This window comes from Sporosarcina sp. P29, from assembly GCF_002743265.1.
Classification (GTDB): Bacteria; Bacillota; Bacilli; order Bacillales_A; family Planococcaceae; genus Sporosarcina.
Genome location: NZ_PDYX01000009.1, coordinates 44549 through 71520 on the forward strand (window position 1 = coordinate 44549; position 26972 = coordinate 71520).

26 protein-coding genes and 1 riboswitch are annotated in these 26972 nt (G+C 38.9%); of the genes, 14 read left to right on the top strand and 12 right to left on the bottom strand.

Translation table 11 applies throughout. The features are described 5' to 3' along the window. Positions 1-78 precede the first annotated feature (78 nt). The 3 genes from CSV68_RS09630 to CSV68_RS09640 form a co-directional block, all read right to left on the bottom strand. A complete protein-coding gene (locus tag CSV68_RS09630; protein ID WP_099662013.1) occupies positions 79-1026 on the bottom strand; it encodes a hypothetical protein in 948 nt (315 codons plus the stop codon). Then, on the bottom strand, positions 1019-1528 hold the full coding sequence (locus CSV68_RS09635) for a sigma-70 family RNA polymerase sigma factor (RefSeq protein WP_099662014.1): 510 nt from the start codon (positions 1526-1528) through the stop codon (positions 1019-1021). Before CSV68_RS09635 ends, CSV68_RS09630 begins: the two co-directional genes overlap by 8 nt. Before the next feature lie 121 nt (positions 1529-1649). After that, the gene (locus tag CSV68_RS09640; RefSeq protein ID WP_099634330.1) at positions 1650-2426 is read right to left on the bottom strand and encodes a DUF2935 domain-containing protein; all 777 of its coding nucleotides are present in this window, start codon (positions 2424-2426) and stop codon (positions 1650-1652) included. A 144-nt stretch (positions 2427-2570) separates the two neighbouring features. Between CSV68_RS09640 and nadX the strand changes: the two genes are divergently transcribed. Continuing rightward, positions 2571-3353: an aspartate dehydrogenase gene (nadX, locus tag CSV68_RS09645; RefSeq protein ID WP_099662015.1), complete on the top strand. Its 783-nt coding sequence runs from the start codon at positions 2571-2573 to the stop codon at positions 3351-3353. Positions 3354-3424: 71 nt separating this feature from the next. Here nadX and CSV68_RS09650 read toward each other — a convergent pair whose 3' ends face one another. Continuing rightward, positions 3425-3706, bottom strand: coding sequence for an amphi-Trp domain-containing protein (locus CSV68_RS09650; protein ID WP_099634332.1), 282 nt, complete (start codon positions 3704-3706; stop codon positions 3425-3427). A gap of 360 nt (positions 3707-4066) precedes the next feature. On the opposite strand from CSV68_RS09650, the gene CSV68_RS09655 reads away from it, so the two are divergent. The 8 genes from CSV68_RS09655 to CSV68_RS09690 all read left to right on the top strand — a co-directional run bounded on the left by CSV68_RS09655 (position 4067) and on the right by CSV68_RS09690 (position 13740). Continuing rightward, positions 4067-5251 carry an AAA family ATPase gene (locus tag CSV68_RS09655; protein ID WP_099634333.1) on the top strand — a complete coding sequence of 395 codons (1185 nt, stop codon included), beginning with the start codon at positions 4067-4069 and terminating at the stop codon, positions 5249-5251. Between the two features lie 15 nt (positions 5252-5266). After that, positions 5267-6712 (top strand): vWA domain-containing protein, encoded by a 1446-nt coding sequence (locus CSV68_RS09660; RefSeq protein ID WP_099662016.1) that lies wholly within the window; start codon positions 5267-5269, stop codon positions 6710-6712. A gap of 107 nt (positions 6713-6819) precedes the next feature. Beyond that, positions 6820-8352: a DEAD/DEAH box helicase gene (locus tag CSV68_RS09665; protein ID WP_099634335.1), complete on the top strand. Its 1533-nt coding sequence runs from the start codon at positions 6820-6822 to the stop codon at positions 8350-8352. A 13-nt stretch (positions 8353-8365) separates the two neighbouring features. Then, on the top strand, positions 8366-9145 hold the full coding sequence (locus tag CSV68_RS09670; protein ID WP_099634336.1) for a YqhG family protein: 780 nt from the start codon (positions 8366-8368) through the stop codon (positions 9143-9145). A gap of 106 nt (positions 9146-9251) precedes the next feature. Further along, positions 9252-9941 (top strand): response regulator transcription factor, encoded by a 690-nt coding sequence (locus tag CSV68_RS09675; protein WP_099662045.1) that lies wholly within the window; start codon positions 9252-9254, stop codon positions 9939-9941. Next, positions 9938-10942, top strand: a complete 1005-nt coding sequence (locus tag CSV68_RS09680) for a sensor histidine kinase (RefSeq protein WP_099662017.1) — start codon at positions 9938-9940, stop codon at positions 10940-10942. Before CSV68_RS09675 ends, CSV68_RS09680 begins: the two co-directional genes overlap by 4 nt. A gap of 103 nt (positions 10943-11045) precedes the next feature. Then, entirely contained in the window at positions 11046-11807 is a 762-nt protein-coding gene (locus CSV68_RS09685) for an ABC transporter ATP-binding protein (protein ID WP_099662018.1), read from the top strand. Next, positions 11797-13740: an ABC transporter permease gene (locus CSV68_RS09690; RefSeq protein WP_099662019.1), complete on the top strand. Its 1944-nt coding sequence runs from the start codon at positions 11797-11799 to the stop codon at positions 13738-13740. Before CSV68_RS09685 ends, CSV68_RS09690 begins: the two co-directional genes overlap by 11 nt. 50 nt (positions 13741-13790) lie before the next feature. Here CSV68_RS09690 and CSV68_RS09695 read toward each other — a convergent pair whose 3' ends face one another. The 4 genes from CSV68_RS09695 to CSV68_RS09710 all read right to left on the bottom strand — a co-directional run bounded on the left by CSV68_RS09695 (position 13791) and on the right by CSV68_RS09710 (position 16981). Further along, positions 13791-14012 (bottom strand): hypothetical protein, encoded by a 222-nt coding sequence (locus tag CSV68_RS09695; RefSeq protein ID WP_099634340.1) that lies wholly within the window; start codon positions 14010-14012, stop codon positions 13791-13793. A gap of 252 nt (positions 14013-14264) precedes the next feature. Continuing rightward, a riboswitch (cobalamin riboswitch) is annotated at positions 14265-14455 on the bottom strand. A gap of 97 nt (positions 14456-14552) precedes the next feature. After that, on the bottom strand, positions 14553-15899 hold the full coding sequence (locus CSV68_RS09700) for an MATE family efflux transporter (protein WP_099662020.1): 1347 nt from the start codon (positions 15897-15899) through the stop codon (positions 14553-14555). Next, the gene (locus CSV68_RS09705) at positions 15896-16360 is read right to left on the bottom strand and encodes a GNAT family N-acetyltransferase (RefSeq protein ID WP_099634342.1); all 465 of its coding nucleotides are present in this window, start codon (positions 16358-16360) and stop codon (positions 15896-15898) included. The genes CSV68_RS09700 and CSV68_RS09705 overlap by 4 nt, the downstream gene beginning before the upstream one ends. Positions 16361-16420: 60 nt before the next feature. Further along, positions 16421-16981, bottom strand: a complete 561-nt coding sequence (locus CSV68_RS09710) for a TetR/AcrR family transcriptional regulator (RefSeq protein ID WP_099634343.1) — start codon at positions 16979-16981, stop codon at positions 16421-16423. A gap of 199 nt (positions 16982-17180) precedes the next feature. Here CSV68_RS09710 and CSV68_RS09715 point away from each other — a divergent pair, with 199 nt between their 5' ends. Further along, positions 17181-18617 carry an NAD(P)H-binding protein gene (locus CSV68_RS09715; RefSeq protein WP_099634344.1) on the top strand — a complete coding sequence of 479 codons (1437 nt, stop codon included), beginning with the start codon at positions 17181-17183 and terminating at the stop codon, positions 18615-18617. Positions 18618-18711: 94 nt separating this feature from the next. On the opposite strand, the gene CSV68_RS09720 is transcribed toward CSV68_RS09715, so the two are convergent. The 3 genes from CSV68_RS09720 to CSV68_RS09730 form a co-directional block, all read right to left on the bottom strand. Continuing rightward, on the bottom strand, positions 18712-20457 hold the full coding sequence (locus CSV68_RS09720; protein WP_099662021.1) for a GMC family oxidoreductase: 1746 nt from the start codon (positions 20455-20457) through the stop codon (positions 18712-18714). Between the two features lie 17 nt (positions 20458-20474). Then, entirely contained in the window at positions 20475-21308 is an 834-nt protein-coding gene (locus tag CSV68_RS09725; protein WP_233190434.1) for a gluconate 2-dehydrogenase subunit 3 family protein, read from the bottom strand. A gap of 209 nt (positions 21309-21517) precedes the next feature. Continuing rightward, positions 21518-21820 carry a hypothetical protein gene (locus CSV68_RS09730; RefSeq protein ID WP_099634347.1) on the bottom strand — a complete coding sequence of 101 codons (303 nt, stop codon included), beginning with the start codon at positions 21818-21820 and terminating at the stop codon, positions 21518-21520. A gap of 292 nt (positions 21821-22112) precedes the next feature. On the opposite strand from CSV68_RS09730, the gene CSV68_RS09735 reads away from it, so the two are divergent. Continuing rightward, positions 22113-22625, top strand: a complete 513-nt coding sequence (locus tag CSV68_RS09735) for a flavin reductase family protein (RefSeq protein ID WP_099634348.1) — start codon at positions 22113-22115, stop codon at positions 22623-22625. A gap of 73 nt (positions 22626-22698) precedes the next feature. On the opposite strand, the gene CSV68_RS09740 is transcribed toward CSV68_RS09735, so the two are convergent. Further along, the gene (locus CSV68_RS09740) at positions 22699-23583 is read right to left on the bottom strand and encodes an amidase (RefSeq protein ID WP_099634349.1); all 885 of its coding nucleotides are present in this window, start codon (positions 23581-23583) and stop codon (positions 22699-22701) included. 217 nt (positions 23584-23800) lie between these two features. Between CSV68_RS09740 and CSV68_RS09745 the strand changes: the two genes are divergently transcribed. The 3 genes from CSV68_RS09745 (at position 23801) to CSV68_RS09755 (ending at position 26968) form a co-directional block, all read left to right on the top strand. Beyond that, the gene (locus tag CSV68_RS09745; RefSeq protein ID WP_143560996.1) at positions 23801-24886 is read left to right on the top strand and encodes a hypothetical protein; all 1086 of its coding nucleotides are present in this window, start codon (positions 23801-23803) and stop codon (positions 24884-24886) included. A 206-nt stretch (positions 24887-25092) separates the two neighbouring features. Next, positions 25093-25938 (top strand): response regulator, encoded by an 846-nt coding sequence (locus CSV68_RS09750; protein ID WP_158233029.1) that lies wholly within the window; start codon positions 25093-25095, stop codon positions 25936-25938. Then, positions 25931-26968 (top strand): HEAT repeat domain-containing protein, encoded by a 1038-nt coding sequence (locus CSV68_RS09755; protein ID WP_099662023.1) that lies wholly within the window; start codon positions 25931-25933, stop codon positions 26966-26968. The genes CSV68_RS09750 and CSV68_RS09755 overlap by 8 nt, the downstream gene beginning before the upstream one ends. The last annotated feature ends 4 nt before the right edge of the window (positions 26969-26972 follow it).

The window sequence follows — 26972 nt, forward strand, 5'->3', positions numbered from 1 at the left end:
CTGAACCCCAAATGGAGTCGCTTTTTTAAAAGTGTCTACCATTTGGGGTTCAGTTCATAAAACCGTACTAGCGCTTTTTTATTTTTCATATTCATTCCATTTGATTATGTCATGGAATCTTGTTGGACGCTCTCGCTGGGTGATTGCGTATGAAAGTGGATCAAAAGTAACTTCAATATGCATATCAGGTTGAATGTCATCAAAGGATTCGCTGAAGTTGAACCAGGCCGATTCGTAAGCTAGATCTATTATTTCATCCGTAGATAGACCCTCATAATCTTTTGGTTCAAGCCCTAACACAAGCAATACTTGTCCCTGATCTGCAGATGCTACCACGCCATCTAACGTCTGGGTTCGAAACTTTCCCGTTAAATATGGAATAGATTTCTTTTCCGTGAACGCTGTGATGACTTGTTGATGCTCTTTTTGGAAAGCGTCTAGTATTTGTCGTTGGGTTGTTTCATCATTAGGTTTATTTCGTTGCAACCAGTTCATTACATTTGTATGACGCTGAGTGTATGTCAGAATCACTTTGAAATATTGATCATAAGAATAGCCGAAGTTGTCCATCTGTGCTTTTTTAACGCTTTTTAATTGCTCTTCGGTAAAATCATTAAAAAATGACTGCTGTTGCTCATTAATAATTGTATCAATTTCCTCTCTGTCTTCTTTGTAGCCCTGGGAAGCTGCATAGTCTATAACAGAATCAATCTCTAGAATACTTTGAAAGACTCTGTACCGTAATTCATCAGAGTCACCCTGATCAAGCCGTTCGCTTTGAAGCATGAGATCATATAATGTTTCGTCTATTTTATATGTACTACCATTAGTGCTAGTAGAACCGTTTTGTAAGACATTGAACGTGATCAATACTATAGCAGCTAAAACGATAGCAGAGGCAACAATAGGAAAAGGATTTCTTCGTTTTGGTTTACGTCCACCGTAAAGGACTCGTTGCTTTAATTCTTCCTTATCATTGAAAACGTCTCCCGCCGCAGCGTCTAAACTTTTTTTTACCTTATTCAATGGAAAGCACCTCCCAATAATCAGCTGACAGTTTATCTTTTAACAAAATACGTGCTTTGGTCATTCTCGTTTTTACGGTGTTTTCCGATAGATCAAGAAACGCAGCAACCTCTCGCATAGTTAGTTCTTCGTAATAATAAAACAGTATAATTTCTCGATACTTTATAGGTAATGCCAATATAGCAGAAGCAATCGTAGACTTTTCTTCCTGTAGAATCAATCGATCATGTTCAGTATGTATAGTTTCTGCCCATTCTTTATTAAATTTCAAATGTCGGAAAGACCAGCTTCGCAAATGATCTTTACAGCGGTTCACTGTTAATTTCGTTAAGTAAGCACGTAACTTTCCTTGTTCTTGATAATTCGTTTTCTCGTAAAATGAGATGAAGACCTCCTGGACGATATCCTTCGCCAGTTCACGGTCACGTAAATAGAAGTAGGCCATTTTCAATAAATGTTCCCCATACGTATCCATTACATGCTCCAGTTTCGCCGAATTCATATCCACCACCGCCTCTCTACTACTATAACGAAGCTCAAATAGAAAAAGTTTTAATCCGCTAAAGTTTTATGTGAAAAACGAAAAAACACGACGAGAAATTCTCGTCATGTTTTTATGAAAATTAGTTTACGACCTGATCTTCGAGATTTTTCCACAGATGATGGGCTTCTCTCGCAATATGTTCTAACAAATCGGGCGGAGCAGTCGTAACCGCGGCACAAGCTTTGATCAGTTCACTTAATTCCAACTTAAAAGCTTCCAGTGCTTTTGCTTCTTTTATCACCATTTGATTGAATGTATTCAACACAGGTGATACTTCATTCCGTGGTCTGCGAATGATGGTCTTCAAAGCTTGAGCTTGTAATAGAAGGTTTTCAAACTTCCTTGTCATTGCACGCACTTGATCATGCAATTCATAATTGGAAGCGTCCACGTAATGACTAATAAATATAAGGTGGTCAAGCATTTGACGAAGCCAGAAGTTGCTCTCATGCAGTGTCGCGTCAGCTGGCGTGATGTAAGAATTCGTTTCAATTAATTTGAACACACGCTCTGCTTCTTCAGCTTCTCGAATCATATGATCAAGAAGAGAAGTAGGAGTTGAAATGATGACGTCGCAATGCAATGCGCGATCCATCGTATGAATTAGTAGGTCAGCGAACTCTTTTGTAGAGCTCTTTGCCTCGTCGATAATCAACCCGATATCACCAGTTTTGGATTCAGTCTTTTTAAATATTTTCCCCATGCGGTCGACCATTTGCTGATTGGCACGAGCTAGTTCCAACTCATGGTGACTAATTTCTCGATCGAAAAACTCCCCATGCTCAAAGTTATTGCGCACCCAAAAATCGATAATACCGTACGTATCCCGTTCATAATTATCCGTATAACCAGCCATTTGTACATACCCCCTAATTTACCTATCTCATATCCATACCATCCTATTCCTTTCTTGTGTGGATTATGTATAGACAGGGTATTGTAGTAGAAAGCCATCTATTTCTTGGAAGAGTGTATATACTGAAGAAAGAGGTGTTGTCATATGAAAATAGGTATAATTGGAACTGGCAATATTGCGCAGTATCTATTAGAAAGTATTAATAAGAACGCCAAAGTGGAAGCTGAAATTGTCTCGATATTCGGACGTAACCAAGAGGTGGGGCCAAGGCTGGAATCACAGTACAGTGCAAAGTTCTATACAGACTTTCAGGAGTTCATTCATTCTCCTATGGATGTAGTCGTGGAAGCTGCAACGATTGGAGTTGCGATGGAGCATATGGAAGAAGTACTGGAGAATAAGAAAGACCTGATATTGAGCAGTATCGGGGCCTTTAAAGATGTGGAGTATTTGAATGAAATGAAAGAAGTGGCACGGAAGAATCAGCAACATATTTATTTGCCTTCAGGAGCGATTGGGGGACTGGATCTTCTACAATCAGCAAATTCTCTAGGCGGATTAAAGGAAGTACGCATTACGACTAGAAAGTCCTACCAATCACTAGGACTTGAAGTAAAGAATGTAGAAGAATGCATGTTTGATGGCGTAGCAATAGAAGCTATTGAAAAGTTTCCTAAAAACGTCAATGTCGCATTACTATTATCAATTGCAGGACTTGGTGCAGATAAAACAGCAGTACGCGTAATAGCAGATCCAAATGTTCAACGAAACACACATACTATTGAAGCAGAAGGTGATTTTGGCAAAATGAATTTATTAATTGAAAATGAGCCAATGCCAAACAACCCTAAAACAAGCTATCTTGCGGCATTGAGTATAGTTTCCACTTTACAGAATAGAGGAAACGCGATTACCGTAGGTAGCTGAATTAAGAATTGAGGTTTTTTTACAAACAAAAGGCTGCCCATCACAGGGTAGTCTTTTGTTATGACTATATTTTAACTAATCGAGATACCGGAATTATTTATACTTTTTCCGTCTCGCCACTCAATTTCCACTTCGAACTTATACTTATCGTTTTCTTTTTCCAATTTAATTTCGAGTTCTACTTCAGAAGCAGGTGTTACACCATGATTTTTCCCATCGTGTGTCAATGTAAAAGTACCATCCTCTTTCAACTTTTTTGCAAGTGTTTCAAGAAATTCAGCTGCCTGGATGAGTGACATTTTTTCTTCGTGATCTACTAAGACAACAGAAGTACTTTTATTTTCATTCCACATCTTACATCCACCTCCTCGATTAGTAGGTATTCAATTAACTATACCATAATGAACAATCGTCACGAAGTACGTTAACTAGTGTTTTAAGCCTTGCATAGTATTAGGAAAATATATTGGGAAAAGTAATAAAGTGGTGAGTTGATAAGGGTTAAAAGGGGTAAGAGAAGTAAATAGGTTACTGTAAATAATTACTAACACTAGATTTCTGACTGTAGGTGAAAAGTTAGACGGAAATAGAAGGTTCGTTATTACATGAACAATGAAAGAATTACGTCTAGGCGGTTAAAATCTTCATATTACAGTCACACTGTTATATAAAAAGAACAATGATTCGTTATTATTAATTGAGGGGATGTCTATATGGATACGAATATAAAAAAGTTGCATGATATAAAAAAAGCATTGAATGCCAAGTTCTTTGAACGTGAAAACGAAGTAGAAGGAATATTAGTAGCCCTCCTTTCTAAACAACATATGTTAATGATAGGGCCAGCTGGGACCGCCAAATCTGCTTTATCCGTAGAACTTGCGAAAATTGTTAATGGCACGTCGTATTTTCAATGGTTGCTGACAAGATTCAGTACCCCCGAAGAAGTATTCGGACCGCTGTCGCTAAAAGACTTAGAAGAAGGTGTATATAAGCGCAATACCGCTACTAAAATGCCAGAAGCACATTTGGTGTTTTTGGATGAAATTTTTAAAGCAAACTCTGCAATATTAAACAGTTTATTGACTTTAATTAACGAAAGACTATTTTATAATGATGGACAACCCATAAAAGCACCATTAATGTCGGTCATTGGTGCTTCAAATGAATATCCCGAAGAAGGAGAAGGGCTTGAAGCTTTATTTGACCGATTCTTATTACGATTCGAAATTAATTTCATCGCGGATGAATCAAACTTTGTATCGATGATGAAGGATGAAGGCGAACATGTTGAAATTCCAACGATGCATTTGGACGACTTAGTGCAACTTCAAATTATGACTAATAAGGTGCATATTCCGGATGAGGTATATGAGACATTGTCTACCATTCGAAGAGAACTTCAAGACGAAGGAATTCAACCTTCTGATCGTCGATTCAAGCAATCTTTGGGCATCTTGCAGGCGAGAGCTTTACTCTATCAAAGAGAATCGGTTCAGACAGATGATATGGTGATTCTTGAAAATGCACTGTGGGAGACGTTGGATCAAAAAGAAACTGTGTGCACGATTGTCCGTAGACATTCACAAGATGGTGTAGCACAAAGGCTTTCTACAATTGAAAATGAAGCGAATGAAATCTATGATTCGGCAGTACGTGATCAGTCAACAGAAGCAGGCATGGAAGCGGTCCAGAAAATCACTGTATTATCGAAGGAATTAAATGATTTAAAAGAGCAAAATAGTAGTCGATCTGCTGAAGTGGATCATGTCCAAAAAGTAATTATGACCTTAAAGAATGAAGTGGAAAGTAGTCGAATGGATACTGCTTACTATAGTGATACGAATGAAAAGAAAGATGAAAATGGCGAGCAACATGGAGTCTTTTTTAGAATGTAAAAGGAGTGATATTCGATGAAAAGAAGTAAGATAATTAGAGATCATCGCTCCGTACTGAATACAGATGCATTTGATAAAAGACGTTTTAAAGAACTGTTCGAGATGTCAGATGGTTTACAAAAGGTTAGGGAAGAAGGGCAATTGCCAACTATAGAAGCGTTGCTTGGCGATGTTTGGGCATCACTATATAAAATGAAACCAAGAATTATAGTAGAGCGAATAGATCCAGCCTTAAAACCGAACAAGACCATTGTAGAAAAGCTAATGAAAGATGAAAACTTTGAAGAATATAGAAACTTTACTCGTTTGGACGATCTGGCCGCGACTGTGTGTACCGTGAAAATGGTTGAGAAGATCAATCTATGGTTAGCTGAAGCAAAAGCTTTAGATGAAGAGTTGCTGAAGTGTATGGAAGCGGTAGAAGCGCTACAAGAAGACGTGCCGATTGAGCGGTTGGATGAACAACAAGAGGAACTAGAAGAAGGACCTGTCCAGCAACTAGCCGAGGCTACGGACAAGTTAAACGATCAGCTAGAATTCACACTTGAAACGAATGGCGAACGATTTTTGCAAGCGATCGATGAAGCGGTGGAAGAGTCGATCAAAGTAAAAGACAGCCTGATTTCTCTGATGGGTGGGAGCAGTGCAGGTAAAGGAGACGCAGAGTTGAAGAAAGTTCCATTGCGTGAACAACTTGCAGTGGCGGATCAAGTAGCGATGGATCCTAAAATGCAAGAAATTGCAGAGTGGGCTGGTCGTTTTCAAGAAGTAGCACGTGAAAAACAGAAGACGAGCTATGTGGAAGCGATCGAGAGGCGTGGCGTAACAATTGGAAACGAAATGGAACGCCTCTTGCCGATAGAATTAGGACTCTATTCAAATGACTCGACGAAAAAGGATTTTTTGCGCCGCTTTGCGGAAGGAAACACGATGCAGTTTGAACAGAAGAAGCGAGAAAATCTTGGCAAAGGTCCGATTGTTTTTTGCCTTGACCAATCTGGAAGTATGAAGCTGCTTGATACCCAGTCAAAAGGGTTCATCTTGGCACTTCTATCAATCGCAAAAAAACAACGCCGAGATCTATGCGTTCTATTATTTTCTACGACCATTCAAAAAGAAGTATTTCGTAAAGGCAAAATCACTTCAAATGAACTTGCGCGACTAGCTAGAACGTATTTGGGTGGGGGAACAGACTTTACACTGTCACTGCAAGGAGCCCTCGAAGTAATAGAAGACAGTACTTTCAAACATGCAGATGTCATTTTCGTTAGTGATGGAGAAGATGAAATTAGCGAGAGTTTCCTAACCGAATTCAACGATAAGAAAAAACAAAGGGAATTCAATGTACTGACCTTAGCAATAGGGAAAGATACGGCCGTCGCTGAATCATTCTCAGACCGTGTAATTCATGTAACTGATTTTGATGACGAAGGAAGCTTTATCGCTTTTGAAACCTACTAAATGCAATACCTAAACCCTTCAATTGCGAAGGGTCTTTTTTGTTTATCATAATATGATCTTTTTTGGGTATTCTAATCAAAACATACAAGCTAGTTGAGGTGATTGGAATGCTAATTGAAAGATCGTCTTCTTGGAAGGAAGGGTTTATTCAACGACTTGAAAACCATGAACCATGGAATAATTCCGTGCTGTATAGCATGAGCTATGACATCACGAAAAATAACTTAATTACTGATTTTACTGGATTGCAGTCACTTGCTTACTTACCGAACGTTAAACCGTTACCCCATCAAATAAAAGCAGCTGAACGAGTAATTGAACAGATGAACGGTAAAGCGATTTTAGCGGATGAGGTAGGGCTTGGGAAAACCATTGAAGCAGGTCTAATCATTAAAGAATACTTGCTCAGAGGACTTGTGAAAAAAGTACTGATACTAGTACCCGCCTCTCTCGTCAATCAATGGGTGGAAGAATTGTACACGAAATTCCACATCCCTGCGCTGTTGTACAAAAAGAATTATGCGCTCGATTATGTGGATGTAGTAGTAATGAGTATGGATACTGCCAAACGCAGTCCACATAAGGAAAAAATCTTTGCACAAGATTATGATTTAATTATTGTAGATGAAGCGCATAAATTAAAAAATCATCAGACGATTAGTTATGAGTTCGTACAAAGTTTGAAGAAGAAATTTTGTTTATTGCTTACAGCCACACCGATTCAAAATGATACGTTTGAATTGTTTTATTTAGTGACGCTACTTAAACAAGGTCATTTAGGAAACTATGAAGAGTTTTCTTCCGTGTTCTCTGCAAAAAACCGTGATGAAGAACGAGATAGTTATTTGAAGGAACTAGTCAGCCAAGTTATGGTACGTAACAGACGACAGGACACGGGTGTGGAATGGTCCACACGGAAAGTTCATACGGTTCCTATCACATTCACGGACTATGAAAGACAAGCCTACACTGCTGTATCCAATCTGAAAGAAATATCCCCGGTATTTTCAGATGCTTTTTCCACGATGACATTACAAAGAGAAATGTGCAGCAGCCCCGAGGCGACAATCGGTACATTGATGAAGTTATTGCCAGAATGTAAGCAAGTAGAAGAAATCACACATGTGGAAAAGGTCATTGAACAACTAGAGAAATTATCGATTCATTCAAAAGCTAAAAAGGCAACAGAACTGATTTTACAAGCGAATGACAAGGTAATTATTTTTACTGAGTATCGGATGACACAGCTGTATTTAAGTGATTATCTGTATGCGAATGGTATATCAAATGTCATTTTTAACGGAAAGTTAAGCAAAAGTAGCCGGGAATGGATTAAGCATTTATTCAAGCAACAAGCGCAAGTACTAATTGCGACAGAGTCCGGAGCAGAGGGAATCAACCTTCAATTCTGCCATCACGTCATCAATTACGATCTTCCGTGGAATCCGATGAAGTTGGAACAGCGGATTGGTCGTGTGCATCGATTAGGGCAGGAGCACGATGTACAGATTTATAATTTAGCTGTGAAAGAGACGATTGATGACCATGTGATGAAAGTGTTGCAAGGAAAGATTGAGACATTTGAACAAGTAGTAGGGGAACTAGATGATATTTTGGAAATGAAAGAACGGTCTGTGTGAAGGAGGAGAATTTATGCATTCGACTGAGATCCATACGTACCTTCACAGATTCTTTACGGAGAATGACTGTGAAATACTTCATGGAAATGAACATTATCTAACCGTGCAACTAACAATTGATATGGATAAAAGAATCATGAACCGACCTTTTTATTGGAGGTATATAGAAAGTGTTAATGAGATACCGAATCCCGCGCAGCTTACGTTAATTACAGATATGAAGCAACTGCAAAATGGGATGAAGGGGGAAGTAATCCATCTTGGGTCCCCGCGATTGCATCAATTATTTCAAGTAACGAAAGAAATGGGACAGTTTGTAAAACTGTATGAGCGTGTAGGGGCTAACAACGAGCAGCAGATTCTGACACCATGGGTTGGTGTCAATTATAAAGTGTCATTCACCAGTCATCAAACGAAGGAGATCTTATATTCAATAGGTATCAATTTGATGACAGGGGCAGTCGTAAAAGAGTTCCAGGAAACTATTGGCATGCGAGATTTATCCGACCAATCGTCTGAACAAGTATTTCATTTACCTTTTATCATTACACCTGTCCGCGCGCTTGATCGATTGGATGCTGTGATCACAAAAGTGATTGAAGGTGAAGATCTAACATGGGTGGAGGAAGCAGAAAAGAGATGGAGGAAAGACCAGGCGGTATTAGATTATTTCTATGAAGGGCAGGAACCGAAACCTGAGTGTTATGAGATGGAAAAGCGGGCAATGGAAGAACGTTTTAAGCCACGGATTACGGTGGATGTTGTGAATGGTGGGTTATTTTATTTAAAATAGAAATCAAAACAGCGCGCAAGTGAATCTACTTTCACTTACGCGCTGTTTTGAATCTGACTGTTTATAGGATAAACTAATAGCAATCAAGAAAAGTGTGGTGAGTTCATTGTTTACAATTATGCTAATCGAAGATGATCAAACATTATTTGAGGAAATAAAAGAACGTTTAACGCAATGGTCTTACTCAGTGGCCGGAATTGAGGATTTTGCAAATGTAGTGCAAGAATTTACGGAAATCAAGCCAGATCTTGTAATCATCGATATCCAATTGCCGAAATTCGATGGATTTCATTGGTGTCGGATGATTCGAACGCATTCGAATGTCCCGATTATCTTTCTATCTTCACGGGATCACCCGACTGATATGGTGATGTCGATGCAACTCGGAGCTGATGATTTCGTTCAAAAGCCATTTCATTTCGATGTACTGATCGCAAAGGTCCAAGCTATCTTACGGCGTGTCTATAATTACAATACCGATCAAGTGTTAGAAATAAAAACTTGGTGTGATACAACTGTCGATTTTGTGAAAGGTACGCTTACCAATGAGAACGGAACTATTGAGTTGACGAAGAATGAGATATATATTTTAAAAATATTAATAGAAAGAAAGAATGAAATTGTATCAAGGGAAGAAATCATTACAAGTCTTTGGGATGATGAACGTTTTGTCAGCGATAATACGCTGACAGTCAATGTCAATCGTTTACGTAAACGGATCGCAGAGATCGGCTTGGTAGATGTCATTGAAACAAAAGTAGGGCAAGGGTATATGGCGAAGGAAAAGCAATTATGATCCGGAAATTTATAAGAGAACGTGTTAGTTGGATCGTGTTCTTCATCTTCTTGCAATTGCTCGTGCTAGCAATGGGTTACTTAGACACAAGTGTTCCATTTTTGTCTACGGTCTATATAGTATTCATTTCCTGTTTATCTTTCATTATATTTATAGTCATGCGTTATGGAAAAGAAACGAGGTATTATAAACACTTAGAATCGTTAGAACCATCATTCGATCTAACTGCAATACCTGAAGCTAACAGTCCTTTCGAAGCTATTACTTCCGAAAGAGTTTCCAATCAAATTCAAGTGTTTAAAAATCAATTGGATGAATTACAAATTAGTTTAGAGCAAGAGAAAGATGACATGTTAAATTGGATACATGAAGTGAAAACACCACTGACGACGCTACAATTAATGATCGAACGCACCGAAGATCCTGCGCTACGCTCACAGTTGATGTATGAGTGGCTTCGCATCCATTTGTTACTCGACCAGCAACTACATCAAAAGCGTATCCCGTTCATCCAGAATGATTTATATATCGAAAAGACAGATGTGCAGAAGTTGCTATTTCAGGAGATAAAATCATTAAAGCAATGGTGTATGCAAAAGCGAATCGGTTTTGATGTATCATTGGAAACAGTAGACGTGCTGTCCGATGCAAAGTGGCTCGGCTTCATTCTAAGGCAATTGCTGACGAATGCAGTGAAATATAGTGAGGATTCGGACATACGTATCGGGAGTGCTAGCAAGGATGGTATCACCACGTTAACGATCGAAGATTTTGGGCAGGGCATCGCTTTAAGGGACTTATCACGTGTTTTCGATAAAGGCTTTACTGGAACAACAAACCATCAAAATCATTCTGCCACAGGAATGGGACTGTACTTAGCAAAACAAGTTGCGGAATCTCTCTTGATTACGATTAAAGTAGAGTCAACAGTAGGAGAAACTACGCGGTTCTCTTTGATCTTTGCAAAAGAAAACGAAATGATTCGTATAGCGCGTTTGTAAAAGCATGTGACAGTATCGTCACATGCTTTTTCTACTTGTCATATTAAAGGCAGGAGAAAAATCCGTACATTGATTAAAATAGAATAAACAAGGAGTGATAAATATGGTTATTTTACAAGCAACGAAAATCTATAAAACATACGGCAATAAATTCAATAAACAGGAAGTATTACGTGCGTTAGATCTTGAAGTAGAAAAAGGTGAATTCGTTAGTATCATGGGAGCATCGGGTTCGGGGAAAACGACTCTGCTGAACGTTCTTTCATCCATTGATCGCGTTAGCCAGGGAACAATCAGTATAGAAGGGCAGAACCTCAACGACATGAAAGAAAAGCAAATGGCCGAATTTCGAAAACGGCATCTAGGCTTTATCTTTCAGGACTATAACCTACTCGATACGTTAACAGTAAAAGAAAACATACTGCTTCCCTTATCGGTGCAGAAAGTTTCTAGAAAACTAGCCAATGAAAAGTTTCTTGCTGTGGCAGAAGAATTAGGGATTTCAGAAATTGCTACGAAATATCCGAACGAAATATCAGGTGGACAAAAGCAAAGGACATCTGCTGCCCGAGCATTTATTCATGATCCAAGCATCATTTTTGCGGATGAACCAACAGGCGCTCTTGATTCAAAGGCGGCATCTGATTTGTTAAACAAACTAAGTGATCTCAACACGAAGCGAAATGCCTCTATTGTGATGGTCACTCATGACCCACTTGCCGCAAGCTTTAGTGAGCGTGTCGTGTTTATCAAAGACGGACAAATTTATACGCAACTGAATAAAGGAGCCCAAACACGAAACGAATTTTTCAATGATATTATCAAAACACAAGGTGTTCTGGGTGGTGTGCAATATGACGCTTAACCAGTTAATCTTCCGCAATATCAAGAAAAATCTAAAGCATTATTATGTGTATATCTTTGCTCTGGTTTTTAGCGTAGGCTTGTACTTTTCATTCGTAACTTTGCAGTTTGATCCAGCATTGGACGAAGCAACTGGAGGAGTGAAAGGTGCTGCAGCAATTAAATCAGGTTCAGTTTTTTTGATTGTTATCGTATCTGTATTTTTGCTATATGCTAACAATCTATTCATTAAACGCCGCAGTAAGGAAATTGGATTATTCCAATTGATCGGGATGACGAAAGGAACTGTTTTTCGTATTTTAAGTGTCGAGAATTTTGTGTTATACATCGGTTCTCTCGTTGTAGGGATATTTTTAGGGTTTTCAATGTCCCGATTACTCATGCTGATTCTATTTAAGGTCACTGGTGTAATGGATGTTGCGACTTTGCGTTTCTCTTCAGAGGCATTATTTCAGACATTGGTCGTATTTGCGGCAATCTTTGTATTGATTTTGATTATGAATGCGATATTTATTAAACGACAAAGTATATTGTCTTTGTTCCGTGTGACTACTGTGACGCAGCAACGAGTGAAAAAGATGACAGTATTTCAAGCGGTCATCGGTGTGTTCGGTATTCTCCTCATAATAGTTGGTTATTATTTATCAGCCCGATTATTTAGTAGTGTGTTCCTCGTGAATCAGCTATTTCTAGTGATGATTGTCATACTCGCTTCCGTGATTGTAGGAACGTATTTATTTTATAAAGGATCGGTCAGCTTTATCTTTAACCTGATTCGTAATCGTAAAGGAGGATATTTGAACGTTAACGACGTACTATCGCTCTCTTCGATTATGTTTCGAATGAAATCGAATTCTTTTCTATTAATGATTATTACATCTTTATCTGCGCTATCTATAGCATTACTTTCGTTAAGTTATATCTCGTATTATTCAGTAGAGAAATCAGTAGAGCGAACTATTCCTGCTGACTTTACCATTCCTGATAAAACACGTGCAATGGAGTTTACACAGGCACTTGAAAGTAAAGGCATCGCCTTTACAGAGACAGCTATTGATCTATTGACTACACCTGTTGATTTATCGAGAGTTCTATCTATTCCGGTTGGGGATAGTCCAGATGTGAGTTATACCGATACAGAAATGATCGTCATTAGTGATGAAGGATTGTCGGAGATAGACGTAGCAGAAAAGGAAGTGCTCTTCGTCAACTCCGATAGTTTGACGGAAAACTTCATGAAATTCCAAGAGAATCAGCAAGTCGAATTTCAAGGTAAAGAGCATTTGTATGATCTGACACTAAAAGGGACGGAAAGGGTAGCAGTTCTCCCAACGCGTGTGACCTATGCTTTCGTTGTCGCGGTAGTGGATGATCAAGTATTCCAGGTAATGAATAAAGACAAAGATCCTTCTATTACATCCGAATTTACAGAGTATCATGGGGTGGATATTGACAATGAAAATGATGTGGAAAAAGCAAATGAATTATTTAATGAATTGGGGATAAACGACTGGGCAGGGCATGAATCGAAGGTTGAAGAAAGAATTGAACAAATGCAAGCTGCGGGCATGATCATGTTCATCGTCGGGTTCCTTGGCCTCGCTTTCCTTGTAACGTCTGGGTGCATACTATACTTTAAACAGATGGATGAAAGTGAAGATGAAAAATCCAACTACACCATTCTTCGTAAACTCGGCTTTACACAGACAGATTTACTTAAAGGGGTTCAACGAAAACAGCTATTTAACTTCGGTATTCCATTAATCGTCGGTCTTTTTCACAGCTATTTTGCTGTGAAATCCGGCTGGTTCTTATTTGGTACTGAAATGCTGACACCAACGATTATTGTGATGTTCATCTACACAGCACTTTATTCTATATTTGGTTTGCTTTCCGTATTGAATTATAAGCGTGTCATTAAAGAATCTCTATAACACAAGAACACCCCTGACACAAATCAAAGTCAGGGGTGTTTTACTATAAATTAGTTACTACCTACTAATTCAGCTACTACGATTTGATATGCTTTATCTAAATTAGCCAATTGTCTAGCTTTTTCTGCAGAGTTATTAGTGGAATCTTCGGATATTTGTTTCTTTACATCTTTTACTAGTATGGGAAGGGGGGTAGAGTGAGTGCTTACTCGATCCGACATCAGTGTATCCTTTAATAAGTTTGTAAAGTCATCAATTGTTTGATTGTGCATAGTTCATTCTCCTCATCGTGTTTTGTATTGGTTCGTTGACATGAAAAAACATCCGTCCGGTAAATACCTGGAAGGATGTTAAGTGGGAAGCCATGACGAATTAAACGGTTCAGTCGGATATTCATATATAGTGGATCGATAGAAGCTGTATCGAAGCCACCTATTGAATGTCCTGATCCCGTTTTTTCGTACGTCGGCTTGTGTATGATTGTTCATAAGCCGCACTTGACACCTCCTATCCGCGTAGGGTATTGGTGTGTACTGATCTAGGCAGGTCTCCTGGCTCGTCTTCAACGTATAATTCACCTTCCCATTTCCCTTGCGGTGAAACAGTGGTAACGAATTATACTCCAACTCACAGTTGCGGGACAGCATCGGTTTTTCACCGATTTCCCTTTTAAGCGTTTAAGAAAAATAAACGCACCTATCTCTAACACGATATTCAGTTGCTCTTTCAGTATATCACTATTATTTATGAAAGGAACAAAATAGCGCAGTATCCATATAGGATCTGCACTATAACTTTTGTCTGTAATCATGTTACCCACTCAGCGAATGACGAGTCGCGTTTCGTTGATATAAATATACTCCAACAAATACAATAAACTCAGACGCAGGGATAGATAGCCAAATACCATTTAGCCCAAAGAAGCGTGGTAAGATCATCAAGAAAATCAACATAATGATAATTTCGCGAGAAGCGGTGATCCAAGTGGCCATCCGTACATTGCCGACTGACTGATAATACGTCATCATCACGAAGTTTGTACCTGTGAATAAATAAGCAATGAAGAATAAATTAATTCCGGTAGTGGCCAAATCTCTGACGGCTTGTGGGAAGTCTCCGAAAATCGATACAATAGGGCCCGCTGCAAACTGGCCAACGAGGAAAAACACAGCACCTGCGATGACTACAGTAAGGGTGGCCTTTTTTACGGTTTCCTTCATTCTTTCTCGGTTGCCAGAGCCTTGATAATAACTGATCAGTGGCTGAATTGCACCACCCATTCCTAAGAATAGCATTAGCATGACACTGTGCACATAGTTCAAAATAGAGAATGCTGCAACACCTTCTGTACCAGCCATCCGTTCAAACGCAATATTATGTGTAATGGTAAAGAAAGAAATCCCTAACTCAGATAGAAAGCTCGGGAATCCGACAAATAGGATTGCTAAAAACAACTTTTTATTGAACTTTAAACGAATCAGTTTCAAGTTATTATTCTTCTTAAAGAAATGGGTGACCAGTACTAGCATGCCCAAAAAAGAAGCGATAATTGTAGCAATTGCAGCACCGGCAACGCCGTAATCTAAAATGAATAAGAACACATAATTCAAGATGATGTTCACGACAGAAGTCACAATTAGCCCCGCCATTGAAAGATTTGGTGCTCCGTCGTTCCGTACGAAAATACTAAATGTGTTCTCTACAGTAAAGATAAAGCCAAACAGTAAAATCACAAATAAGTATTCCGATACATAAGGGAAAGTGGTCGTATTCGCTCCTAGTGCGTACGCTAGCGGATCCCTAAAAATAAAGGCGGTCAAGCCTAGTATAATGGTGAAAAAGAATATAGAAAGAATCGCATGTGTGAAAATCGAACGAGCCTTCTGAATATCTTTGGCACCCATCGCCATGGAGTATTTTGTGGCGGCACCTATACCAATCCATAAAGAAATAGCAAAAAAGATAGTATAAACGGGAGCCGAAATTCCGACTCCCGCTAATGCTTCTGCACCCAATCGATTACCAACCATGATGCCGTCCGCCACAATATTGATTGCCATTAGTAACATACCGACAGTTGAAGGTATTAGGTAACGTAAAAAGATACGTCCTACTGGCTCAGTATCCAATTGATTGAATTTGGGTGAAGATGAATTCATTGCAAAGGACTCCTTTGAAGATCAAGTTCCATGATGAGGCAAGGGAATTCACCTACATCATCAATTTTTCCATTTAACTTAAAACCGAATTTTTCGTATAAATGCTGTGCGGCTTTATTACTTGGATAAATACTTAAATATATCTTGTCGCATTGATACTTTTCTTCCATTCTGGTAAGTAGGAGTTTAAGAAATCTGCTGGCATAACCTTTACCTTGATGATGCTGATCTATCATAAAACGATCAAGCCATACATTGCCATCTGCTTCACGTCCATGCATCGCATAGCCGACTAATTCTTCTCCATCATATAATCCAATGGATTTCCATTCTGGTTCAAATTGAGATTGTGCTAGTGAAAATGAATTGCTTTCAATAAAGTTCTTTTGGTTTTCGTGTACGGATAAATAGGCAACATCTTGCCAATTTTCATTCGTTACCTCACATGCGTGGAGGCTCATAATTCCATCTCGCTTTCATATTTTGTAAAACAGAAAAACTTTTAGTGTTTTATTAGTTTTTTAGTCGTCACTTTTCTTAATAAATCCAAACAACAGGATGTCCACAATAGAATCCAGTGCTTCGGTTACGGTCATGCGATTTTCGTAGAAAAACTTTCGATCAAGAGTGGAGTTCGTTGCATCTATAATCAATTTCATTAGTAACTCTACATTTTGATCGGCAATAATACCTTCATGAATACCTTGTTCAATTAATTCGCGCAGTTCATCCCATTCATGAAGTGCAGAGTGGACGCGTTCCCATTGTACGGGATGTGTTTTTTTCATCTGATCGAGGATTTGCCAGTTATAAAAATCATTATACTTTGGGATAACTGTAATGACTTTCTTGATCTTATCTACAAGTTGTAGTTCAGTGTCTTTCATGATGATATCGGTTTTTTCATCAAACTCTTGTAATGTCGAGTCAATAATCGCATCTAAAATTTCCGTTTTTGAAGAAAAATTTTCGTATAACGTTCGTTTACTGATGCCCAGTCTTTTCGCTAGATCATCCATTGTGAACTTCATACTTTTCTCATGAATTTCTTCGAGGAAAGCTTTCATAATACGTGCTTTCATTTATCGTACCCCTATCTTTATACATATCAAGTAAAACTTAAAAAACAAATATAGTTTTCATCGTTCATTTTATTATAAATACTTTTAATGAAAAAAGCAAAGACTACTGCTTAAAAGTAGTATTAATTAAATATATAGGCTTATAAAACTCTTGGAATGGGTAGTTTTACTGTATACGTACAAGAGAGGGTGAGATTGTATGGGTGAAAGGAAATTGGTTGTAGCTGTAGCTGGCGCAAGTGGTTATATCGGCAATAATCTATTGAAAAAACTTAAAGGAAAAGCTAAAGTGATTGGTCTGTCACGAAATGGTGATCAGAGGCAGAATACGGAAGATATAGAATGGCGTTCTTGTGATCTATTTTCTATGAAAGATGCGGAGAAGAGTTTAGCTGGTGCTGATGTCGCGGTTTATCTCGTTCATTCCATGCTGAAATCAGCGAAATTATCTCAAGGAACTTTCGAAGATATGGATGTAATATTGGCAGATAATTTTGCACAGGCGGCAAAAAAACAAGGGATTAAGCAGATTGTCTATTTGGGTGGGATTATTCCAGATGAAGATGAAAAAGATTTATCACGGCATTTGAAGAGCCGCTTAGAAGTGGAACGTATTCTACGCTCGTATAACGTTCCTGTCACTGCATTACGTGCAGGGCTAATTGTCGGTCCGAAAGGTTCTTCTTTTCCGATTTTGTCGAAGCTAGTTAGACGGCTTCCTATAATGGTTTTACCTAAATGGACACGTTCCGATACACAGCCGGTCGCACTGGATGATGTGATGAAATCATTAAGCTCATTAATACTAGACTTTGAACCTGCGCAACGATCTATCGATATAGGTGGTCCCGAGGTTATGACGTATAAAGTTATGATGGAAAAAACTGCAGAAGTAGCAGGAAAATCTTCACGAATGTTGGATGTTCCATTCTTCTCGCTAAGTCTATCAAGGCTTTGGTTGCGTCTGGTGACACAAACACCGAAAGAAATTGTCTATCCATTGGTGGAAAGCTTAAAACATCCAATGGTTGTGAGTCCGAAACATTATATGGAAGGTATTAGTGACGGTGAAATTCCATTTATTCAAGCGGCAAGAGAAGCGCTTGAAGCAGAAAAGAAAGAAAAAGAAACACCGAAAAAGAAATCACCAATGGGGCCGCTTAAACAGGATGTACGATCTGTACAACGAATCGCGTTGCCTCATAGCTGGACAGCTGATGAGACTGCACGTTATTACGTTAAGTGGCTTTCTACTTTCCTTAATCCTTGGGTCAAGACGGAAGTAGACGACCAATTAAACTGTCGCATCGGTTTCCTAGGCGATCGAACACTATTAGAACTTAGTTATTCTGCTGATCGTAGTACAAAAGATCGCTCGCTTTACTATATAACGGGTGGATTATTAATGGATCCTGATTCCAATGAACGTGGCAGAATGGAGTTTCGAAAAATTCCGGGGTCAAATGAAGTAATCATTGCCATTCATGATTATCTCCCTTCCATTCCATGGTTTGTTTATTACGTAACACAAGCCAACATGCACGCGTTTGTCATGTCTTGTTTCCGTCAACATATGTATAAGTTGGGTGCAATTGAACGTGATCGATTAGGAATTGTCGCTTCTAATGTACGATAAAAAATCCAGATTCGCAGTGTTGCACTGCGAATCTGGATTTTTGATTATTTGAATTCAATAAGTACATAAATAGACGATAGAACCAGATGTTTTGTTAGGCGTTTAAAGTCTTTTGCTTCGCTTCTGCAAGCTGACCGCCATTATTTAAATACTTCTCTACACCTTCTGCTGCCCGATATGCCAATGCGCCAATAGTTGAAGTCGGATGATGTCCACCGAATTGAGGAAATGCGGAACCACCTACTACGAATAAGTTGTCCATCTCCCACATTTGAAGATAGTTATTCACTGCAGATGTTTCAGGATCCGCCCCCATAATAATTCCGCCTGCGTAGTGACCACCTGAATAGATATGATCGAACTCTTCAGGCACTTCATCCTCGTCAATGATATCGGCACCCATTTCTTTCATGATTTCACTACATTTCTCGATTCCGAATTTCGCCATATTTCGATCGTGATCCGTGTAACGATTCGTTATACGTAATAGGGGATCTCCGTATTCATCTTTGTATGTTGGATCCAAATCTACGTAGTTATGCCACCATGACATAACAGCAGGTGTATACCATGCGACTAGCGAACGATTCGCATAATGGATTGAGTTTTTCTTGAACTCAGGTCCCCATTTTGGTGTGCCGCTTGGGACGTGGTTCGTAGAAATAGCCCCATCACCGTATTGACGCATTTCGATACCGCCGCCGTTTATGAAGTCTACATTAGAGTGATCAAAGTTATCACCCGCAAAGTCACTCATAGTACCACCAAGAGCACCTGCGCCCATGTAGAGATTGAACTTTTTCTTTTCAAAGTACCCTCGAGCTCCAAGGAATGTGATATTGAATTGTCCATTAAAGTTACGGCCGATTGTTCCTTTGCGTGTTGTTGGATCATACTGTGTTCCGATTTTAGAGAGCATTAACAAACGATTGTTAGTGAAGGAAAATGCCCCCAACACGACAACGTCCGCTGGTTGTTCATATTCAATTCCTGTACGTGTATCAGTGAACATAACCCCGGTTGCTTTACCATCTTTATGCAGAACACGACGTACTAAAGAATTGGTCCGGATTTCGCAGTTTCCAGTTTTGCGTGCAGTTGGAATAACTGTAGCCAATGGATCTGATTTAGCCGTGAAATCACAGCCGTACATCGTACAATATGAGCAGAACATACAAGCATTTAATTTTTCGCCGTCTGGATTGGTATACGCTTGTGATAAGTTACCGGCAGCAACTTGGAAGGGATGATAACCCATTCTCTCTGTCGTTTCTTTAAATAATTTTACTGCCGGTGATGCTAGCATAGGTGGGTTAGGGTAATCACTTGAACGCTTGTCACCAAGTGGATCGGGCTCACCTGAAATTCCAGCGGTTTTCTCCCACTTATCGTAATAAGGTTCCATTTCATCATACGTAATACCCCAGTCTTGAATCGTCATGCCTTCAGGTATTTTCTCTTTACCATACCGTTCAATGGTCTTAGAACGTAATTCGAAATCGATAGCTCTCCAGCGATATGTAGCACCTGCCCAGTGCACACTACCTCCACCTAAATCGGTCCCAGCCATCATTTCTGCTCTTGTCCGGACAGGGAGAGCGGTGTCTTCGATTTTCACGCGTGAAGTAATCGTTTCAGGAGATAAGTTTTGCATCATCTCGTAACGATCCGTATAACGTAATTCATCTTTAACTCCTACATAGTCTTGTCGATCTTGTTTTTTACCCCGTTCAAGCGTTACTACCTGATATCCGGCCTTGGCTAACTCTGCAGAAACTACTCCACCCGCCCAACCGCTTCCTACTACGACTACATCTACCTTTTTTAATTTTTTCGCCATATGAGTTCCTCCTGTTTTTAGTGACCTTGGTAATTTCGTAAGCTTTCAGGCTTCATTACGATGAAGTCTTCTTTTTCTATATCCGCTGTATAACTCATACGTGGACCAGGGAATTCCTTCATCCTCCAGCCTTCCATATTGCGGTTCCCGCCATAGACAGGGTCAGCATAAGCACCTTCAATGGTTGTTTGTAATAATAGATTAAAGAACGTAGTAGAAGCGACACCGTTCATCTTCGCTTTTCCATCGTCGAACATCTGTAAAATCTCATCTTGCTGTTGCGGCTCCAACTTCCGGAAGTTTGTTTCGAATTTCTCCTGAGCGGTTTGTTCTAATGCTTGTACGCCTTCCAAGAAAATATCTCCTCTTGTCATAGGAGTCTGATATCTAAAGGCTGGTGTAGGTACTTGCGTTTCAGCATTTGGGCCTTGATCTTGGGTCGAGTCTGCTTGGCTTTCATATGCATCTACCGCCCCTATCTGCAAAAATGGCCCTTTCATATATTCTTTTGCATTCATGCCCCATTCGCCAGCAAGCTGTCGGTCGATAAAGTAGGGGACACCTAATTCAATAGCGCCTGGGCCTAAATCGTCTGTAGGAAATAACCTTTCAGTAGCAGCGGAAAGGATAAGAAAGTCTTCACTATTACTAAAGAATGTACGTGCTTCTAAAAGGTGACTTCCTTCTGTTTCTGAGTTAATAGGTGCGCCTGGTTTTTGTAGCTGGTTAGTTAGCAGACCACCGAATAATGATCCACCAACTAGACCACCAGCCACTAAGCCGGTATTTTTCATGAAATTTCTACGACTAATCCCTTTTTGTGTATCTTCATGCGGTTTAGGTTCTGTCACTTGGTTCTCCTCCTTGTATAGGACTTTCATAACTTACTAATGCACTACTACTTGTCATGTTGTGATGAAAGGGTGGAGATTATACATAATATGGAGTTTTGCATATGGTAAACGCCAAAGTTCACGGAAAATATGCAACAAGGAAAGCCCCCTGAAATCACTATGTGATTTCAGGGGGCTTTTCTGTTTGTATTATAGATTACAATTCATTAGTTTTTCTCTTCAGTATCTGTTTCTGTATCTACTTCCGGCTCTTCCATATCTACGTCATCGTTTGTTGTATCATCTGCAGGTTCATTCACATCTACGTCATCATCTGTTGTACCATCTTCTGGCTCATTGACATCTACATCATCGTTTGGTGTTACATCTGCAGGCTGATCTACTTCAACATCATCATTTTCATCGATAACTGGGTCATCGTCTCCGCAAGCACTGAGGACACCGACAGAAAGGATGGCAGCCGCTCCTACTTTTAATAAATTATTTTTCTTAAGTTTGTTTAAATCCATTATAAACTTCCTCCTCTAGATGTTTAATAATCTTTCATATACTAGTAATATCCGCATTTGCGTTTTGTAAACATATAAATCTAGAAGTGATTCTTTAGTACCGACAACCGATTTAGCGAAGAAGATAGCAAATAGTTGAACAGATACATAAACTAAAAAAACTATATAACAAGATGAGAAAACTGAAGAAAGGCGATGGAAGTGCTATGATGGATGTAGACATGCCTAATACAAAAGTGATGGACTAGATCTATTACTGAAATTGGCTTATTTATAAAGGAGAGAATGTTTCATGAAAAAAGAAGAACAACAGAATTTATTCAAAGAAATTATGGGGAATTACCCCACTGGTGTAACAGTGGTTACTGCAGTAACTGAAGATGGTACACCAGTTGGACTGACAGTAAACTCGTTTGCCTCTGTATCCTTGGATCCAATGCTCCTCTTATGGTCTATCGATCATAGAGTATCTTCTATTAAAGCATTCACTGAAGGCGGTAAATTTGCAGTACACGTACTTGCAGGAGATCAAAAAGAGCTTTGTAGTACATTTGCGAGCCGTGTAGAAGATCGTTTTTCTACATGCGAATGGGAAATGTCGGATAATGGCTTGCCTATTATCGAAGATGCATTCGGCGTGTTTGAGTGTAAGACGTTCCAAACGATTGAAGCCGGAGACCACACTATCATTATTGGTGAAGTAGTTGATCTCCAAGTTGAGAAAGATAAAGAGCCTATGTTGTATCACCGTAGAGTGTTTGGATCTGTGCCACCTGTATTCTATCAACAAGATGACAAAGCTTAAATTTGAAGCATTCATGTCGTTATATATAGAAAAGCCGTCTCTTCATGAGACGGCTTTTCTTCGATATTTGCCATTACTTACGTTTCATCCAGCTTTCTAACGAATGAACAGCGATTCCGTTAAATTCTTCAGAGTGATTAAATGATTGCTCTACTTCCCATAACTGTTTCTCCATGTAGGCATTATTCTTACCAAAGAAAGATAAATAGTCACCTTCAGAAGATTTACTAGTTTCTATTGCCACGCGTGCTTTTTTACCTGCAGCGCTAGCATAATCTATTTCACTTTGCGCTAAACTGATCATTCCGTTACGACCATTAGCCTTGTTCCGGTAGGCCATGACATTTATACTATCTGATTGGTCGATTAGCCATTCGGATAGCACACCTTCACCCATGCTGGTTGTATAGAAGGTTGTATCAAACCAAAACGGTATATCGATTCCAAAGTGCAATCCGAGAAGAGCGGATTCCCCAGCAGCAAATCGTATGTTTTGCTGATAGCTCTCAATAGTATTTTGTAAACTTGAATCCCATGTAGGTAATATATAGGGTTCGATGTCCAAATGAATACCCGCGAATTGTTCATTTTTTTCTGAAACCGCTTGATACTTTTCAATCCAACGGAAGAAGCTTTGTACAGAATATTGGTCAGTTGCCCAATGGGGTGCACCGTCAAGGGCGTGTACTTCAATATTCTGTTCACTAGCTTGTTTAATAAATTGTTGATATGCATCATCGGGTATATCTGCATTGACTTGCAGATATAGCGTAGATACGTTCTTTTTATCTAGAAAGTTAATGAGTGAATCGGATTGATCTACTATTTGGGATGTATGCCACAACCAAGTGGCTTTTGGTTGATCCGTGCGCATAGTTAACATGGGCTTTAACCATACGAAGTTAGAAAGAACCAATAAAATCGCCGCCATCCAAATTAATCGTGCTTTTGTTGACATAGTTGTCACCTTTCTTCAATCATGTAAGAACCAATAGGATTTAATAATAACTAAGACCTACTAGAAAATTATACACTAACATTAGTCATAAAAACTAGTATATTTAGACTAAAAATATATATATACTAATTGTTTGAAAGAATAATAGATGGTATAGTGATACTATAATTTGGATATTTAGACGGTAATCGACAGGAGTAAGGGAGAGACGTTATTCGTGAAAAAAATAACCATAGTCATATTGTTGATCCTACTAGTGTTGTCACCAAGAATTTATTGGACTCTTAAAGAAGAGAAAATCATGGATATAGCAGTAATAGATAAATCAGTTGCAAAAAAAGATTATCGTGAGCATAATGGTTTATTTCATATATTGAATGGAAAGAAAATTATACGGCCAGATGGTGAGCTTTATGACTTGGGTCTCGATTATTATGGGTTTGATCCTTACGATCAAGTAGCTATGGAACCGTTCATCGCTCGACCACTCGATATGATTTATGTAGCGGATACGTATGGTGTATTTAGTGATGATTTGAAGAATAAACCTGATGGTTCTCGTTCTGAACTTTTATACGGCGGAATGGAACTGCTAGAGTGGAACGAATTAATGGCTAGTAAAGATGAGAATACGACATTGATTGCAGAATTTAATAGCTTTGCATCACCTACGAGTGAGGAAATGAGCATGATCATGCAAAAAAATCTGGGCATTACGTGGACAGGTTGGATCGGTCGCTATTTCACTGATTTGGCGAATGAAGAAATACCTCAATGGCTTGTTGAAGGGTATAGGGAACAGATGAATCGTGAGTGGTTGTTTGCGGGTGCGGGTCTTGCGTTTGTCCACACGTCTGGGAAAGTGCTTGTGTTGGATGGACAGGAAAATAAAAGTGCTGCCCATTTTGAACTAACGAAGGATGGAAAAGAGAAATTCCCTAAAGTGAATTCATCTGATTATCTTTATTGGTTTGATGTAGTAGAGCCGTTTGAACAAACGAATATATTGGCAACCTATGAATTTGACTTAACTGAAAAGGGGCGCAGTGTATTACTAGAGGCTGGCATCCCTGAAACATTCCCCGCAGTATTACATCAACGACAGGAAAATACGTATTACTTTGCAGGAGATTATGCAGACTTTGATAAAAATCCAATTGTTAAATGGCAAGGGATACACAATGTATATAAATACTTTGCCAAAGATGTATCAGCTTTCTACTGGTTGACTTACTTCCCAATGATGGAAGAGATTTTGGATGAAACCTATGATAGGAAGAACGGTGAAGAGATTGGAGAATAAAATCCTAGGTGGTTTTTCTTGTAGAGAATTCTGACGGTCATTTAAGCATATTACGATGAAGTTTTGTTGAACATGGGATACAAAAACTTCAATTATTGGGGCATGACAGTGAATACGATCACATCATGACTGATGACCGGCAGATTCTTGAAGACCTGCGTGAAGAAATTCTAACAATAAATTAGCTGAAGAAAGGTGTAATGTGTATGAAAACCCAAAATAGTGAACTGAATATGTTGGATGCTTCACTCTTTCGTCAACTCTTTTATTGGCAAATGGCGAATACGAAACGCTTTCGACAAGTATTCACCGTAGTCTTTGTCAAAAGTCCTGAAAGTCCTGAAATTAAGGAGATTCTCCTCGAGCAAATTCGTAACTCTGATTTATTGTTCAATTTTCCGACAGGTGAACCGGACGTAATTTTAATGGCTAATACCGGAGAAGAGGAGGCAGATGTATTTATTGATAGATTACGCGGAACAGAAACAACTCGTTCGTATCGAGTAGGCGTTTCAGTAATTGAAATTCGTAATGGAGATGCAACGCTTGAAGAAATATTACAAGTAGGCAATGATTCGGTAAACCGTGCATTACAATTACCAGGGAATACACCTTATGTAAAGGATCGCACATTTAGAAAATTAGAAAGGCAATGTGTACGAGTGAGTATTATTGACGAAGATCCCATTGTCACGATGGTTATACAGAAACTAGTGGAGCGCGTTTACATAAAACAACTTGATCTTGATATTCGAGTGTTTCATGACGGCCAATACTTTATTGAATCTGACTGGTACCAATCATCGCACACTCATTTAGTTATAGTGAATGACATTCTTCCGAGAAAAAACGGTTTAGAAGTTCTATACACACTACGTGAATTACCGAATGCGCAGAAATACCATGTATTTATGATGACGAAGCGAAAAAGTGAAGCGGAAATGATTTTCGCTTATGAAAATGGTGTAGATGACTATATAACGAAACCATTTAATCCGCATTTATTTGAATCACAAATTAAGAAAGTGTTAAATCGGATTTATTATGGATAAGTTATTAGTCTCATTGCTACTAGTCATCATGGTGTTGCTAGTCTTACTTTTCTCTATGTTCTTTTTACTCGTATTTTATAGAATGCAAGAAGTGAAAAGTAAGAAGAAAATCAAAGAATATATCGAAGATCGTAAAGGCGACTGGTATGAATATTTACTCGGAGAAGGTATGCGGATTGAAGACCTTAAGCCTAACGGATCTTTAGAACTCAAAGCGATTGATGAGTTGTTCTTTCGTTTTAGCTACCACTTTACTTCGGATGAAATTAACGAGAGAATCAATGCTTTTGCAGCGTTATATATGAGTGATTATTATAATAAGGACCTCTCTAGTCGGAGTAGCGGGGTGCGTATCAATACGCTCAATAAAATAAGCTTATACAATTTAACATTTATGCTTGAACCGGTTTCTAAGATATTGAGGAAAAAGAAAGTCTATCCAAAAGCAGAATATCTATTACTTTATGAGATTATTATAAAGTTTTCTCGTACTGATTTTGTTGCACATTTCATCCATCCCAAAGTTACGCTAGGTGAGTTTGATTATAAAAAATTATTGTTGGAATTAGATGAGACCCAAATTAGTTTACTTGCTGAAGACTTTACCGTATTACCTGACATGTTGAAATTGACGTTGATTGAGATTGTAGGTGTGCGTCACTATCTCGATTGGCTCCCTTTGTTACATGAATGTCTAGATAGCCCAGCACAAGAATTACGTATCCGTGCTTTAAAGAGTATAGCTGAACTGGAAGTGGCAGATGCTCTCAAATTATATGAAGGGTTCTCGTATTCAGATGTTTGGGAAGAACGTTTGATGACAGCCAAGATTTTTCGTTCTGCACCGACGGAAGAAGCGTTGCCTGTACTCAAACACTTGATAAAGGATTCTACTTATCCAGTTCGCGCGCAGGCCGCAAAGTCGATGAAATCATTAAAAAATGGTCAACAAGCACTTTATTCTGTCATTACTACGTCATCTGATGAGTTCGCGGTGGATGTAGCTGAAGAGATGTTTGGAAAGGAGTAATGAG